Here is a 14,437-nt window from a genome sequence, read left to right on the forward strand (position 1 = left end):
CAGCCACAGACCGCATTTGCCAATGACCGATATCGTGACCTTCGGCGAGGTGCTCGCTGAATTCATGGCCACCCGCGTGAATCAGAGCCTCGGCGAGGCCGGGCAATTCGCCGGCCCTTACCCGGGCGGTGCGCCGGCCATCTTCATCGACCAGGCGGCCAAGCTCGGCTCGACCGCGGCCCTGGTCAGCGCGGTGGGCGATGACGCCTTCGGGCGCATGCTCATCCAGCGCCTCGAGGCTGATGGCGTGGATACGTCGTCGATCGCCACGCTGGCGGACGAGACCACCGCGAGTGCGTTCGTGACCTATTACGACGACGGCTCGCGGGATTTCATCTTCAATATCGCCAACGGGGCCTGCGCGCGGATTGCCGAGGGGCAGTTCGCGTCAGTGCTGGATGGTTGCAAGCTGTTTCATGTCGCCGGCACGGCGTTGTTCTCCGAACACATGATCGAGCTCGCGCGTACCGCGATCGAGCGCGTCAGGGTCGCCGGCGGACGCATCTCGTTCGATCCGAACGTGCGCAAGGAAATGCTCGACCGGCCCGGTGTGCGCGAGGCGCTGACCGGCCTGCTGTCGTCGACCGACATTCTGCTGCCGAGCGACGACGAGCTGAACGTACTTGTGGACCGCGCGGCCGAGGATGACGCCGTCGCGCGTGCCTTCGAGCTCGGCGTCGGCGAGGTCGTACTCAAGCGGGGCGGCGAGGGCTGTCGTTACTACGACAGCAGCGGCATGCGCGAACTCCCCGGCTTCAAGGTCGAGGAAGTCGACCCCACGGGCGCCGGCGATTCCTTCGGCGCGACGTTCTGCACACTGCGTAGCCAGGGCATGGCGGCGGCCGATGCGCTGGTCTATGCCAACGCGGCCGGTGCGAGCGCCGTATCCCGGCAGGGCGCCATGGAAGGGACGTCGACACGCGAGCAGCTCGACGCGTTCATCGCCGCCCACGCCTGACGCGCCCGCGCCGACGGCATGGCCGTTGCGCTTCATTCCCCGATCCAGCGCCGCGCGGGCCCGACCGAGCCCGCGCGGCGCGCCCGTGCGCCCAGGCGCTGCGGTCAATTCCCGGCGTATTCGATTAAAGGCGAATTGCGCGGGGGGCGAATTAATTTTCATGATGAGAACAATATTGCAGAAGTCGGTGTTTCGGCCTCTGCGCAAGGGCGCCCTTGGGGGCCCGCTGGTCTATCCAAGACAACGAGGAGATGCTCCATCATGAAAATGAAGTTTCTGGTTGCCGGCCTGGTGCTCGGCGCCAGCGGCGTGACTGCGGCCCAGGCGGCAACGCAGATCACGATCGCCACCGTAAACAATCCCGATATGCAGACCATGGAGAAGTTGGCGCCGGTGTTCGAGAAGTCGCACCCGAACATCAAGGTCAACTTCGTCACGCTGCCGGAAAACGAAGTGCGTCAGAAGATGACCACCGACATTGCCACCAATGCCGGCCAGTACGACGCGCTCATGATCAGCAATTACGAGGTGCCGATCTGGGCCAAGAACGGCTGGCTGGTGCCGTTCAACAACGTGCCCGCCTCCTATGACGAAAAGGATATGATCCCCACCGTCAAGAAGGCCCTGTCGGCCAACGGCAAGCTCTATGCGATGCCGTTCTATGCCGAGTCCTCGATGACCTACTATCGCAAGGACCTGTTCAAGAAGGCCGGGCTGACCATGCCCGAGCACCCGAAGTGGTCGCAGATCGAGCACTTCGCCAAGAAGCTGAACGATCCCAAGAACAACACTTATGGCATCTGCCTGCGCGGTCTGCCGGGCTGGGGCGAGAACATGGCGTTGTTCTCCACCATGGTGAATTCCTATGGCGGTCGCTGGTTCAACATGCAGTGGAAGCCGCAGCTGACTTCCGCCGCCTGGAAGAAAGCCGCCACCGAATACAAGAAACTGGTGACGCAATACGGCCCACCCGGCGTGACCTCGAACGGTTTCACCGAGAACGAGACGCTGTTCGCCAATGGCCAGTGCGCCATGTGGGTGGATTCCACCGTGGCCGCCGGTTATCTGTCGGACCCGGCCAACTCCAAGGTGGCCAAGGACGTCGGCTTTGCGCACTCGCCTTATGCGACCACCAAGAAGGGCAGTCATTGGCTGTATAGCTGGGCGCTGGCCGTGCCGAAGTCCTCGAATCACCAGCAGGCCGCCAAGACCTTCATCGAGTGGGCGACATCCAAGAAGTACGTCGATCTCGTCGGCCAGAAGAAGGGCTGGGTTTCGGTGCCGCCGGGTACGCGCAAGTCCACCTACAAAAACCCCGAGTACCAGAAGGTGGCGCCGTTCGCGTCGCTGGTGCTCAACGCGATCCAGACCGCCGATCCGCAGGACCCGAGCTCCAAGCCGGTGCCGTACACGGGCATCCAGTTTGTGGACATCCCGCCGTTCCAGGCGATCGGTACCCGCGTCGGCCAGATCATGGCCGGGATCGTGGCGGGCCAGAGCAGTGTCGACCAGGGGCTGGCGCAGGCCAACTCGGTCACCAAGCGCATGATGAAGCAAGCCGGTTACCCCAAGAAGTAAGGCCGGTTGCGCGCAAGGCCGGGCGGATCGAATGATCCGTCCGGCCACTGTCGTTCAACCCGGCCATCCCGATGAGGACGTTTGACTCGTGGCATCCGTGACAACCCAAACCCCAGCCGCAGACGCCGCCAAACGCGAAAAGGCGAAGCGTGCGCCGGCAAAATGGTTGCTGGCTCCGGCCGTGATCTTCCTGCTGGTGTGGATGATCGTGCCGCTGGGCATGACGCTGTACTACTCGTTTCGCAACTACAACCTGATGATGCCCACAATGACCGGGTGGGCAGGCATCACCAATTACAGCATTCTGTTGACCGACCCGACGTTCTGGAGCGCCCTCCGGGTGACGCTGTTGATCGTGGTGTGCTCGCTGATCGTCACGGTCGGCCTGGGGCTTGCCTTCGCCTTGCTGTTCCACCGCAATTTCTTCGGCCGTGGCGTGGCGCGTACGCTCGCCGTGGCCCCGTTCTTCGTCATGCCGGTGGTAACCGGCCTGATCTGGAAGAACATGCTCTTTCATCCGACCTTCGGCCTGCTGGCCTGGCTGTTCCGACAGTTCGGGGCCACGCCGATCGACTGGCTCGCGCATCTGCCGCTGACCTCGATCATCATCATGATCAGCTGGGAATGGACGCCGTTCGCGATGCTGGTGCTGCTGACCGGGCTGCAATCCCTGCCCGAGGATCAACTCGAGGCCGTGCGGCTGGACGGTGCCAACAAGTGGCATGAGTTCCGGCACATCGTGATTCCGCATCTGGGCCAGGTGCTTTACGTGGTGGTGATGCTGGAGTCGATCTTCTTTCTGACCTCGTTCGCCGAGATCTATACCACCACCAGCGGCGGGCCCGGCACGGCGACGACCAACCTGCCGTACTACATCTTCCAGGGCACGTTCGCCCAGTACGACATCGGCACGTCTTCGGCGGCGGCGATCGGCGCGGTCATTCTCGCCAATATCTTCGCCATATTCCTGATCCGGTTCGTGGCCGGCAATCTCAACGCGGGAGACAACCGATGAGTGCTGCAACAAGCAAGCCGTCGTTGGGCGGTATCGCGCTCGGCGTGCTCGGCTGGGTCGTCGCACTGCTGATGTTCTTTCCGATCGCGTGGCTGCTGCTGACGTCCTTCAAGACCGAGGCGGAGGCGTTCACGGTCACGCCGCATCTGTTCTTCACGCCGACACTGCAGAGTTTCGAAACCGCGCTTTCCCAGGGCGGCGGCTATTGGCATTACGCCTGGAATTCAGCCATTACCTCGGTGGTCTCGACCCTGATCGGGCTCGTGCTGACCGTGCCGGCGGCCTATGCGATGGCGTTCTATCCGTCCAGGCGCACCGATTTCACGCTGGTGTGGATGGTCTCGACCAAGTTCATTCCGGCGGTCGGCGTGCTGATCCCGATCTTTCTCGTCTACAAGAATATCGGCCTGCTGGACAACGTCTGGGGCCTGATCGCGCTGTATACGGCCATGAACCTGCCGATCATGATCTGGATGGTCTATTCCTATTTCCGCGACATCCCGAAGGATCTGGTCGAGGCGGCCGACATCGACGGCGCAAGCATGATGCAGACCATGATTCGGGTGATCCTGCCGCTGGCCACCCCCGGTCTGGCCTCTACCTGCCTTCTGGCACTGATCCTGGCGTGGAACGAATCATTCTGGTCGATCACGATGACCAACTCGCATGCGGCCACGCTGGCCGTGTTCATCGCCTCGTTCAAGTCCGCCGAAGGCATGTTCTGGGCCAAGATGTCGGCCGCCTCGGTGCTGTCGATCGCCCCGATCGTGGTGCTCGGCTGGTTCGCCCAGCGACAGATGGTCCGCGGCCTGACGTTCGGGGCGGTGAAGTAACCCCCGCAGGTCGTTTGACGCAGGCGGTCCACCGAAAGATCCGAATACAACCAAGACGAAGACACATCCGCAGATCGACGCAGATGCACGCAGATCGAAGACAGACAGGAAGGCATTCATCCGCAGATTACGCTGATTTCGCAGATTTGAAGACAGGAGGTTAGGGCGGTAGCGATTCGGCGTTTCCCGCTCGGGCTGGCGCCGGCCGCGGTGGCAGCGATGCCTCCAGCCCATCCATCATCGCCAAGCCCATCTGCGTAAATCTGCGTCGATCTGCGGACAGAAATGCCTGGTTTCATTAGTGGCAACCGGCACCGATCTGCGGACAGAAAGTTAAAGAGGAAGAACCATGGCAGTCGTAGAACTCAACAACGTCGGCAAGCGCTATCCGGGCTCGGACGACCTGGCGGTGAAGGACTTCAACCTCGTCACCGAAGACGGCGAATTCGTGGTGTTGGTGGGCCCGTCGGGCTGTGGCAAGACCACCACCATGCGCATGATCGCCGGGCTGGAGGAACACACCGAAGGCGAAATCAAGATCGGCGATCGCGATGTCACCGGCGTGGCGCCCAAGGATCGCGACATCGCCATGGTGTTTCAGAGCTATGCCCTGTACCCGCACATGACCGTGCGCGACAACATGGCCTTCTCCCTCAAGCTCAAGAAATACGACAAGGCCGACATCAAGAAGCGCGTCGACGACGCGGCCGAAGTACTGGGCATCACCGCCCTGCTGGATCGCAAACCCCGGGCCCTGTCTGGCGGTCAGCGCCAGCGTGTGGCGCTGGGCCGGGCCATCGTGCGCCAGCCGCAGGTGTTTTTGATGGACGAGCCGTTGTCCAACCTCGACGCCAAGCTGCGCGTCGACATGCGTGCCGAGATCGTCAAACTGCACCGCAAGCTGGGCGTGACCACCTTCTACGTCACCCACGACCAGGTCGAAGCCATGACCATGGGCCAGCGGATTGCGGTGATGAAGGACGGCATCGTCCAGCAGATCGATTCCCCCAACAACCTCTACCAGCATCCGTCGAACGAGTTCGTGGCCGGCTTCATCGGCACGCCGTCGATGAATTTCCTCGATGCCGGGATCGGCGATGGCCGGGCCACCGGCCCGGACTTCGAGCTCACCCTCGACGCGGCCCGCGGCGATGCCGCGGGCGAGCGCTCGCGCGTGCGCATTGGCATCCGGCCGGAGCATCTGCATCTGGCCACTGGTGATACGGCGTCATGTCGCCTGTCCGGCAGTGTCGAAGTGGTCGAACCGCTGGGCTCGCTCACCATGATCCAGGTGAAGGTGGGCGAGAGCACGCTCACCGCCCAGATCGAACCGCACCAGCAGGTGGCCATGGGCGACGACGTCACGCTCACCTGCGCTGCCGACAAGCTGTATCTGTTCGATCCGGAATCCGAGGCCGCGTTGATCGGCATCGATTCCGGTGTCGCCGACGGCCATTAATTCAAACGACCCGGAATGCCGGCACGCCCGCGGGGGAGGGTGTGTCGCTCCGATGGAGACTGTCATGCCCGCATTGAACAACGCCGCGCTCGCCGCAATCGACGCGTCCATACCCAGGCCAGGCTACGACCGCAGCCAGGTCGCCACCGGCATCGTCCATTTTGGCGTCGGTGGTTTTCACCGCGCGCACCAGGCGATGTATCTCGATGCGCTGATGAACGATGGCAAGGCACTTGACTGGGGCATCTGCGGCGTCGGCGTCATGCCGAGCGACAAGCGCATGGCCGACGTCATGGCCGCCCAGGACGGCCTTTATACGCTGGTTCTGAAGCATGCCGACGGCACCTACGAGCCGCGCGTGATCGGTTCCATCGTCGACTACAAGTTCGCGCCAGACGATCCGGAAGACGTGATCGAGACCATGGCGGCCGAAACCACGCGCATCGTGTCGTTGACGGTGACCGAGGGCGGCTACAACTTCCACCACGTCACCGGCGAATTCAATTTCGACAACCCGGACGTCAAGCACGATCTGGCCGACGGCGCGATGCCGAAGACGACCTTTGGTCTGGTGACCGAAGCCTTGCGCCGACGGCGTGAACGGGGCATCACGCCGTTTACGCTGATGTCTTGCGACAACATCCAGGGCAACGGCGACGTGGCGCGCAAGATGTTCACGGCCTACGCCAAAGCCAAGGATGCCGATCTCGGCGCCTGGATCGACGACAACGTGCAGTTCCCGAACTCGATGGTCGATCGCATCACGCCGGTCACCACCGACGCCGACCGGGCCGAAGTACGCGATCGTTTCGGTATTGAAGATGCCTGGCCCGTGGTCTGCGAGCCATTCACGCAGTGGGTGCTGGAAGACCACTTCAACCTGGGGCGCCCGCCCTACGAGGACGTGGGGGTACAGATCGTCGACGACGTCATGCCCTATGAGCTGATGAAGCTGCGCCTGCTCAATGCCAGTCACCAGGCGCTGACCTATTTCGGCTACCTGGCCGGCTATCGTTATGCGCACGAAGTCTGTCAGGACCCGTTGTTTGCTGATTTCCTGATGGACTACATGACCTGCGAGGGACAGCCGACGCTCTCGCCCGTGCCGGGCGTGGATCTCGAGGACTACAAGCGCACGTTGATCGCGCGTTTTTCCAACCCCGAGATTCGCGACACGCTGGCCCGGCTGTGCGCCGAGTCGTCGGATCGCATCCCGAAATGGCTGCTGCCGGTGATTCGCGAACAGCTCGCGGCGGGCGGTGAGATCAAGCGTTCCGCTGCTGTCGTGGCGAGCTGGGCACGGTATGCCGAGGGCGTCGACGAGGCCGGCGAGCCGATCGAGATCGTCGACCGCCTGGCCGATGAACTCAAGGCCATCGCGCAGCACAACCGCGACAACCCGACCGCATTCATCGAAAACCGCGAATTGTTCGGCGATCTGATCGACGACGACCGTTTCGTCGCCGCCTATACCGATTCGCTCGAACGTTTGCATAACGACGGTGCGCGCGCCGCCGTCGAGGCCCTAACCCGGCACAAGAATCGATGATTTTTCGGGTTACGCGCTCGGTGGGCTTAGACCGCCAGGCGGAAAAAATCCGGCCTCGATGCCGGATTTTCTTCGTGCCGTAGTGCCCCGCCCTGTACCCGCGAATCCGCGGGTACGGCATTGCGCGTGCCGTGTCGCCCGGGCGCCGTATCCAGCCCGGCGTCGGCGGTAACGCTCAGTCCTGCTCGCTCAGCAGAAAATCCGACGGCAGGCGCACGAGTGTCGCGCCCCAGGACAGCCCGACACCGAAGCCGACCAGCAGGACCAGCGCCCCGGGGCCGATCTGGCCGGACAGCGTGGCGCGTTTCAAGGCGATCGGCACGCTGCAGGAGACCGTGTTGCCGATGTCCTCCATGCAGACCACGAATTTCTCTTTCGGCAGCTTAAGCCGTGAGCGGATGCCGTCGAGCACCATGGCGCTGGCCTGATGCGGTACGACCGCATCGACGTCATCCAGCGTGATCCCTGCCTTCTCGCAGGTCTCGTGGACGGCCCTGGGCACTTCGCGCAGCGTGAATTCGACCACGGCACGGCCGTTCATGAAGATGTTGTGGTCGGAGCGCACGTTGCCGTGGCGGTCCGTGTATTCCTGCGCCGGATTATGCGCGGCGCGGCGGCGCATGCCGCTGGTCGGCACGATCAGGTCGTTGGCGCCCGAGCCGTCGGTGCCATAGACGAAGGGCCCGATCTTGGGATCGCCCTCGGCCGCACGGTCGGTAAGCAGCGTCGCGGCCGCCGCGTCGCCGAACAGTGCGCGCACGCTCTTGTCGCCCGGGTGCACGAACTTGCTGTAGGTATCGGCGGTGATCAGCAACAGCCGTTTCGCCTGTCCCGACTCGATCAACGCCTTGGCCACGCCCAGCGCATAGATATAACCCGAGCAGCCCAGGTTGATGTCGAGTGCCCCGATGTGTTGGCTGAGCCCCAGGCGTTGCTGGACCAGACAGGCCGTGGTCGGCGCCAGATAGTCCGGCGTCTGGGTGGTGAAAATCAGGTAGTCGATCTCGGCGCGGTCGATCCCGGTCTTGTCGAACAGGCGCTCGGCGGCGACCACGCCGAAATCCGAGGCACACTCGTCTTCGCTGGCCACGTGCCGGGCACGAATCCCGGTTTTTTCGGCGATACGTTCCAGCGGCCAGTTGGGGAAGCGCGCGGCGATCTCCTCGATCGATTCCGTGCGCGCCGGCAGCATGTATTCGATGGCGTCAATGACAGCAGGCATCGGACCTCGCTTTGCACATGAACGGGTGGAGCGGTCGGTCACACGATCGGCCGCCGGCGAGAATCGGGCCGCCCGGGCGGGAGGTCCGACCCGTCAGAGTCGCACAATATCCGGGTGAACGCGTGCGACGTCAACGCCTGGGCGGGACGAGCCTATTCCGTCGGGTATCCTGCGCCAGCCCAGTCGGCGAAACCGCCCCGCATCGCGCGCACATCGGTGTAGCCGGCCGCGCGAAGCACGTCGGCGGCCCGTTCGGCGCGGGCGCCCGCCTTGCAGTAGGTCACGATCGGCGTATCCGGGGCCACATCCACGTCGGGGTCGCTCGATATCCGCGTGACCGGATAAAACAGCGCCCCGGCGACATGACCGGACTCCCATTCATCCTGCTCGCGCACATCGATGAGGGCGGCGCCGTCCTGCTGAGCCGCACGCGCTTCGTGATGATCGATCATGTCGCAATCTCCAATTGGTTCCGATTGCACATAACTGGTGTCGTGGGGGGCCGGAATCAAGGCCCGCCCGGGCCTCGCGGCGTGGCACGGGCAGGGCCATACCGGCCGCATGGGGCCGATGTCTGGCGGGGATCTAGCGTTCCGAGCGGGTCAGGCGGGCCTTGAGATCACAGCCGCTGCAGGCGGTGCAGCCGCCGCTGTCGCAGCCACTGCTTTGCGCCCGCAGCCCCGGCGTCAGGCGGCGGGCGATCGCCTGCCGCCAGCCGGCGGCGTCCGGCGTCGGTGCCACATGGTGGGCCGCGATCATGCGCAGCCGATGCGTGGCCCGGGGGGCGAACCGGTGGGCGACCTGCAGCACACAGAAGCCTCCCACCAGCGCCAGCAGCAGCGCCTGAATGATCGCGAACGCACTCATAGACCACCGCCCAGGGCCGCCGCGATCTGATATGTCGCCAGCGAGGCCAGATACGCGAGGCCGAACAGATAGCCCAGGGCAATGAACACCACCCGCCAGGAATTGGTTTCGCGCCGCATCACGGCCAGCGTCGAAATGCATTGCGGGGCGAATACATACCACGCCAGAAGCGATAACGCCGTCGCCAACGACCATTGCTGGCCGATCAGCGCGCCGAGCTGATGGCTGATGCCGGCGGTGTTGCCCGACATCGAGTACACCGTGCCCAGCGCCGAGACCGCGACCTCACGGGCGGCCATGCCGGGCACCAGTGCCACGCAGATCTGCCAGTTGAAGCCCAGTGGGGCCAGCAGGTAGTGCAGGTAATGGCCGATGAATCCGACCACACTGTATTCGATCGCCGGCCCGGTCGCGCCGGCCGGCGGCTGCGGGAAACTGGCCAGAAACCACAGCAGCACGGTCACCGTGAAGATGATGCCGCCGACCCGCTTGAGAAAGATCAGCGCACGCTGCCACAGACCGAGCGCGACATCGCGCGGGTTGGGCATCCGGTAGGCAGGCAATTCCATCAGCAGCGCATGGTCGGAACTGTCACGGCGTACATATTTCATGACAAACGCCACGACCATCGCGCCGACGATACCGAACACGTACAGGCCGAACAGCACGATGCCCTGCAGGTTGAACAGGCCCAACACGCTGCGATGCGGGATGAAGGCCGCGATCAGCAGCGTGTAGACCGGCAGGCGGGCCGAGCAGGTCATCAACGGCGCGACCAGAATCGTGGCCAGCCGGTCGCGCGAGTCGGCCATGCTGCGCGTGGCCATGATGCCGGGTATGGCGCAGGCGAAACTCGACAGCAGCGGGATGAAGGCGCGGCCGGTCAGGCCCACCTTGAACATCAGCCGGTCCAGCAGAAAGGCGGCCCGCGGCAGATAGCCCGATTCCTCGAGCATGAGGATGAACAGAAACAGGATCAGGATCTGCGGCAGGAATACCAGGACGCCGCCGACGCCGGCCACGATGCCATCGGCGACCAGGCTGTGCAGGGCCGAATGGGCCGGCAACAGGCTCGCCACGGCGCCACCGATGCCAGTCACGCCCGCATCGATCGCATCCATGACGGGGGTGGCCCACGAGAACACGGCCTGGAAGATCAGGAACATCAATATCGCGAGGATGGCGGGGCCGGCCACCGGGTGCAGTGTCCAGGCATCGATCCGGTCCTCGATCGTGGGCCCGCTCCGGGCCAGCCGAACCGTTGTATCCATCAACACGCGCGCGGCGGTATGGATGTCGGTGTGTTCGATGCGCGGGTTCGGCGGCGCGGGCGGCGCACCGTCCAGATGCGCGATCAGGGCGGCCGCGCCCTCGCGATGCACGGCCACGGTCTCGATCACCGGCACCCCGAGTTCGGCGGCCAGGCGCTCGGTATCGATCTCGATGCCGCGCCGGCGGGCCGCGTCCATCATGTTCAAGGCCACGATCATGGGCCGGCCCAGGCGCGCGACTTCCAGCACGAAACGCAGATGCAGCCGCAGGTTGGTCGCGTCGGCCACGCACACGATCACATCGGGTGCGGCCTCGCTGGCATGCGTGCCGGCGCAGATCGACGCCGTGATCGCCTCGTCGGGGCTGGCCGCCGCGAGGCTGTAGGCGCCGGGCAGATCGAGCACATCGAATTCGCGGCCGGCGCCGGTGGTCATGCGTCCGCTCTTGCGCTCCACCGTGACGCCCGCGTAGTTGGCCACCTTCTGCCGGCTGCCGGTCAGACGGTTGAACAGGGCGGTTTTGCCACAGTTGGGGTTGCCGACCATGGCGATGCGGGCGACGGCGGTAGTCATGGTGATTCGGGCTCGACGGTGATACGGGCGGCCTCGATGCGGCGCAGCGCAAAGCGGGTACCGCCGATGCGCACCAGCAGGGGGTCGCCACCAAAAGGCGCGCGCGCCACGATCAGCACCGGCTCGCCGGGGATGAAACCCAGATCGCGCAAGCGTTGAGCGATCGGGTCATCGCTGCGCGTGTCGCGAATGGCGGCCACGCGCGCCGGGCGATTCTTGGCGAGTTCGGTGAGCTGCACGGATGTATTTTAACTGAGAACCATTTGCATTATAAGCGATATGGTGCGCGCGATACCCGCCACGATGCAATGCACGTTATTGATAATCATTCGTATTAATATTATTCTGCGTCCGTCCAATCACGACGTAGGCCATGCGCGCAGTCGGAGAAGCCGATGTTCGAAGTCAATTCCTGCCGGTTCGAGATCGGGGGGCGCTGTCTGTTGGCGGCGTCGGGCCTGCGCTTCGACGAGGGCCGGGTTTACGGGCTGATCGGCCACAACGGCTCGGGCAAGTCGACGCTGCTCAAGCTGCTGGCGCGCCAGCAGTGCGCCAGTTGCGGCGAGATATGCCTTAACGGCCGCGCCGTCGATAGCTGGGGCCAGCGCGAGTTCGCCCGCAACGTGGCTTATCTGCCGCAGCAGCTGCCGAGCGCGGCGAGCCTCACGGTGCGCGAGCTGGTCGCCTTCGGACGCTATCCGTGGCACGGCTTGCTGGGCCGCCTGTCGTCGAACGACCACGCCCAGATCGAGCGCGCCATGGCCATGACCGATACCGCCGAATTCGCCGATCGCATGGTCGATACCCTGTCGGGCGGCGAGCGCCAGCGGGTGTGGCTGGCCATGCTGCTGGCCCAGGGCAGTCGTTTCCTGTTGCTGGACGAGCCGCTGTCGGCGCTGGATATTGCGCATCAGGTCGACACGCTGTCGCTGATCCGCAGGCTCTGCCGCGATCTGGGCGTCGGCGTGATCATCGTGCTGCATGACGTGAACATGGTCTCGCGCTACTGCGATCAGCTGGTGGCCCTGCGCGACGGCCGCCTGCTGGCCCAGGGCACGCCGGCCGAGCTCATGGACGACGCCACGCTCGAGGCCATCTACGGCATCCGCATGCGCGTGCTGCCCCATCCGACCGACCACCACCCGATCGCCGTCGTTCAGTGAGGTCCGGGCTGTCCGGCGTCCGACGGATGGCGGCGGTGGTCGCCCGCCTTGCGCTCGCTGGCCTGCTCGCCATCGGCATGACGACGACCGCAACCGCGGCTGACGCGAACGCCGCGCCGCGGCTGGCGACCCTCGACTGGGGCATCGCCCAGAATCTGACCGCCATGGGCGTGCCGCCGATCGCGGTGGGCCAGACCGCCGGGTACGCCACCTGGGTGGGCGCGCCGGCGCTGCCCCCGGCCACGCGCAATCTCGGCCTGCGCGGGCAGCCCAATCTCGAATTGTTGGCGCAGCTCGACCCGGACCGGATTCTCATCACGAAGCTGTATGCCGCAATCGAACCCAGGCTCGAACAGGTGGCGCCGGTGAGCACCGTGGATGTCTACTTCCGGCCCGGCGACGTGTGGCACAACACGCTGGCCGCGGTGAAAAAACTGGGGCGCATCGCGCATCGACCGGATGCCGCACGGGCCCTGATCCGGCGGACCGAGCAGCGCATCCACCAGGCGGCCGCACGCCTGCCCGCCGCTACCGCGCCGCTGCTGGTGGTCCAGTTCTCGGATGCCCGGCACGTGCGGGTGTTCGGCCAGCGCAGCCTGATCCAGGCGACGATGCAGCGCATGGGGCTGGCCAACGCCTGGCGGGGCGCAACCACCCGCTGGGGCGTGGCCGAGGTGCCGTTGTCGCGTCTGGCCGCCATCCAGACCGGCCGGGTCGTGGTGGTGGGCCCGGTGCCGGTCGGGGTGACCGACAAGATCGCCGCCAGCCGGCTCTGGCAGCGTCTGCCCGTGGTGCGCAATGCGCCCGTGGTGTATATCCCGGGCGTCTGGAGTTTCGGCGGGCTGCCGTCGGCGAGCCGCTTCGCACGGCAGGTGTCCGCCGCGTTGCGCGCGGCACCGGCGACGGGTCCGGGCTGGCCGCAAGCACAGGACGCGGCGTCATGAAAGTGCTGACGATGGCCCCGGCCCGGTTGTGCGCGGGCGCGGCCCTGATCGTGGCCGGCCTGGCCATGGCCGCGCTGCACGCGGTGGCCGGCAGCGACTGGGCGGGCGGATTCGTGCATCCGAATCCCGACGACATGACCCAGATTCTGGTGCACGACAGCTGGCTGCCGCGATTGACGGTGGCGCTGATCGGCGGCGCAGGGCTGGCGCTGGCCGGCGTGCTCATGCAGCAGACGCTGCGCAATCCGCTGGCGGCGCCGACCACGCTGGGCGTGGCCAGCGGGGCCCAGGTGCTGCTGCTGGTGGCGACACTGTTCGCGCCCGGGTTGCTGACCTACGGCCGCGGTGCGATCGCGTTCGTGGGCGGCGCGCTGGCGGTGGCGCTGGTGTTCGCACTGGCCTGGCGGCGCGGGCTCGCGCCCGCGGTGCTGGTACTGGCCGGGCTGGTGGTCAACCTGTATCTCGGCGCGGCTTCCCTCGCACTCATTCTGTTCAACCAGGACAAACTGCACGGGCTGATGATCTGGGGGGCCGGCTCGCTGGCCCAGAACAACTGGCAGGATGCGCTGCATCTCGCGCCGCGGCTGGCGCTGGCGGCGGCGGGCGCCGGTGTGCTCGTGCGGGCGCTCGCGGTGCTCGATCTCGACGAGGTGAATGCCCGCAATCTCGGCGTTTCGTTGCCGTGGCTGCGTCTGGCCAGCCTCGGGCTTGCCGTGTTCATCACCGCCAGCATTGTATCGGCGCTGGGCGTGATCGGTTTCGTCGGGCTGGCCGCGCCGGCGATCGTACGCCTGGTCGGGGCGCGGACGCTGGGGGCGCGCCTGTTCTGGGCACCGGTCTTCGGCGCCCTGCTGCTGGCCGCCACCGACCTGTTGCTGCAGCTCATCGCCGGCAGCCAGGCATCGCTGATCCCGACCGGGGCCATCACCGCGGCGCTGGGTGCGCCCCTGCTGCTATGGCTGGTGCCGCGCCTGTCCGCCGGCCGCGGCGCGCCACGCCAGATCG

Annotated in this window: 14 protein-coding genes; 9 read left to right on the forward strand and 5 right to left on the reverse strand. The window is 65.4% G+C overall.

The window, feature by feature from the left end; genetic code table 11:
- Nucleotides 1-22 precede the first annotated feature (22 nt).
- From ACS8YF_RS08985 to ACS8YF_RS09010, 6 genes are all read left to right on the forward strand, one after another.
- Nucleotides 23-958 (forward strand): sugar kinase, encoded by a 936-nt coding sequence (locus tag ACS8YF_RS08985; protein WP_440849883.1) that lies wholly within the window; start codon nucleotides 23-25, stop codon nucleotides 956-958.
- A 261-nt stretch (nucleotides 959-1,219) separates the two neighbouring features.
- Nucleotides 1,220-2,536, forward strand: a complete 1,317-nt coding sequence (locus ACS8YF_RS08990; RefSeq protein WP_440849884.1) for an ABC transporter substrate-binding protein — start codon at nucleotides 1,220-1,222, stop codon at nucleotides 2,534-2,536.
- Between the two features lie 97 nt (nucleotides 2,537-2,633).
- Nucleotides 2,634-3,551 carry a carbohydrate ABC transporter permease gene (locus ACS8YF_RS08995; protein WP_440849885.1) on the forward strand — a complete coding sequence of 306 codons (918 nt, stop codon included), beginning with the start codon at nucleotides 2,634-2,636 and terminating at the stop codon, nucleotides 3,549-3,551.
- The gene (locus ACS8YF_RS09000; protein WP_440849886.1) at nucleotides 3,548-4,384 is read left to right on the forward strand and encodes a carbohydrate ABC transporter permease; all 837 of its coding nucleotides are present in this window, start codon (nucleotides 3,548-3,550) and stop codon (nucleotides 4,382-4,384) included. The genes ACS8YF_RS08995 and ACS8YF_RS09000 overlap by 4 nt, the downstream gene beginning before the upstream one ends.
- A 349-nt stretch (nucleotides 4,385-4,733) precedes the next feature.
- Complete coding sequence (locus ACS8YF_RS09005; protein WP_440849887.1) at nucleotides 4,734-5,843, forward strand: ABC transporter ATP-binding protein; 1,110 nt, start codon at nucleotides 4,734-4,736, stop codon at nucleotides 5,841-5,843.
- Between the two features lie 64 nt (nucleotides 5,844-5,907).
- Nucleotides 5,908-7,392, forward strand: a complete 1,485-nt coding sequence (locus ACS8YF_RS09010; RefSeq protein ID WP_440849888.1) for a mannitol dehydrogenase family protein — start codon at nucleotides 5,908-5,910, stop codon at nucleotides 7,390-7,392.
- Nucleotides 7,393-7,567: 175 nt separating this feature from the next.
- On the opposite strand, the gene ACS8YF_RS09015 is transcribed toward ACS8YF_RS09010, so the two are convergent.
- The 5 genes from ACS8YF_RS09015 to ACS8YF_RS09035 form a co-directional block, all read right to left on the reverse strand.
- A complete protein-coding gene (locus ACS8YF_RS09015) occupies nucleotides 7,568-8,614 on the reverse strand; it encodes a 3-oxoacyl-ACP synthase III family protein (RefSeq protein WP_440849889.1) in 1,047 nt (348 codons plus the stop codon).
- 152 nt (nucleotides 8,615-8,766) lie between these two features.
- Nucleotides 8,767-9,066 carry a rhodanese-like domain-containing protein gene (locus tag ACS8YF_RS09020; RefSeq protein WP_440849890.1) on the reverse strand — a complete coding sequence of 100 codons (300 nt, stop codon included), beginning with the start codon at nucleotides 9,064-9,066 and terminating at the stop codon, nucleotides 8,767-8,769.
- Between the two features lie 133 nt (nucleotides 9,067-9,199).
- Nucleotides 9,200-9,481 carry a DUF6587 family protein gene (locus ACS8YF_RS09025; protein ID WP_440849891.1) on the reverse strand — a complete coding sequence of 94 codons (282 nt, stop codon included), beginning with the start codon at nucleotides 9,479-9,481 and terminating at the stop codon, nucleotides 9,200-9,202.
- Nucleotides 9,478-11,325, reverse strand: coding sequence for a ferrous iron transporter B (feoB, locus tag ACS8YF_RS09030; protein WP_440849892.1), 1,848 nt, complete (start codon nucleotides 11,323-11,325; stop codon nucleotides 9,478-9,480). Before feoB ends, ACS8YF_RS09025 begins: the two co-directional genes overlap by 4 nt.
- Nucleotides 11,322-11,564, reverse strand: coding sequence for a FeoA family protein (locus ACS8YF_RS09035; RefSeq protein ID WP_440849893.1), 243 nt, complete (start codon nucleotides 11,562-11,564; stop codon nucleotides 11,322-11,324). The genes feoB and ACS8YF_RS09035 overlap by 4 nt, the downstream gene beginning before the upstream one ends.
- Nucleotides 11,565-11,720: 156 nt before the next feature.
- Between ACS8YF_RS09035 and ACS8YF_RS09040 the strand changes: the two genes are divergently transcribed.
- From ACS8YF_RS09040 to ACS8YF_RS09050, 3 genes are all read left to right on the forward strand, one after another.
- Nucleotides 11,721-12,488 (forward strand): ATP-binding cassette domain-containing protein, encoded by a 768-nt coding sequence (locus ACS8YF_RS09040; RefSeq protein WP_440849894.1) that lies wholly within the window; start codon nucleotides 11,721-11,723, stop codon nucleotides 12,486-12,488.
- A 26-nt stretch (nucleotides 12,489-12,514) separates the two neighbouring features.
- The gene (locus ACS8YF_RS09045) at nucleotides 12,515-13,432 is read left to right on the forward strand and encodes an iron-siderophore ABC transporter substrate-binding protein (RefSeq protein ID WP_440849895.1); all 918 of its coding nucleotides are present in this window, start codon (nucleotides 12,515-12,517) and stop codon (nucleotides 13,430-13,432) included.
- Nucleotides 13,429-14,437, forward strand: a 1,009-nt coding sequence (locus ACS8YF_RS09050) for an iron chelate uptake ABC transporter family permease subunit (protein WP_440849896.1), incomplete at its 3' end; no start/stop codon positions are given. The genes ACS8YF_RS09045 and ACS8YF_RS09050, both read left to right, overlap by 4 nt.

The organism is Salinisphaera sp. SWV1, assembly GCF_052044155.1.
Taxonomy (GTDB): Bacteria; Pseudomonadota; Gammaproteobacteria; order Nevskiales; family Salinisphaeraceae; genus Salinisphaera.

What these genes read in the sequence shown, in the direction of transcription:
- ACS8YF_RS08985 (WP_440849883.1), top strand. Translation starts at nt 23, where the DNA reads ATGACCGATATCGTGACCTTCGGCGAGGTGCTCGCTGAATTCATGGCC.
- ACS8YF_RS09005 (WP_440849887.1), top strand. Translation starts at nt 4,734, where the DNA reads ATGGCAGTCGTAGAACTCAACAACGTCGGCAAGCGCTATCCGGGCTCG.
- ACS8YF_RS09040 (WP_440849894.1), top strand. Translation starts at nt 11,721, where the DNA reads ATGTTCGAAGTCAATTCCTGCCGGTTCGAGATCGGGGGGCGCTGTCTG.
- ACS8YF_RS09025 (WP_440849891.1), bottom strand. Translation starts at nt 9,481, where the DNA reads ATGAGTGCGTTCGCGATCATTCAGGCGCTGCTGCTGGCGCTGGTGGGA.
- ACS8YF_RS08990 (WP_440849884.1), top strand. Translation starts at nt 1,220, where the DNA reads ATGAAAATGAAGTTTCTGGTTGCCGGCCTGGTGCTCGGCGCCAGCGGC.
- ACS8YF_RS09010 (WP_440849888.1), top strand. Translation starts at nt 5,908, where the DNA reads ATGCCCGCATTGAACAACGCCGCGCTCGCCGCAATCGACGCGTCCATA.
- ACS8YF_RS09000 (WP_440849886.1), top strand. Translation starts at nt 3,548, where the DNA reads ATGAGTGCTGCAACAAGCAAGCCGTCGTTGGGCGGTATCGCGCTCGGC.
- ACS8YF_RS09020 (WP_440849890.1), bottom strand. Translation starts at nt 9,066, where the DNA reads ATGATCGATCATCACGAAGCGCGTGCGGCTCAGCAGGACGGCGCCGCC.
- feoB (WP_440849892.1), bottom strand. Translation starts at nt 11,325, where the DNA reads ATGACTACCGCCGTCGCCCGCATCGCCATGGTCGGCAACCCCAACTGT.
- ACS8YF_RS09015 (WP_440849889.1), bottom strand. Translation starts at nt 8,614, where the DNA reads ATGCCTGCTGTCATTGACGCCATCGAATACATGCTGCCGGCGCGCACG.
- ACS8YF_RS09045 (WP_440849895.1), top strand. Translation starts at nt 12,515, where the DNA reads ATGGCGGCGGTGGTCGCCCGCCTTGCGCTCGCTGGCCTGCTCGCCATC.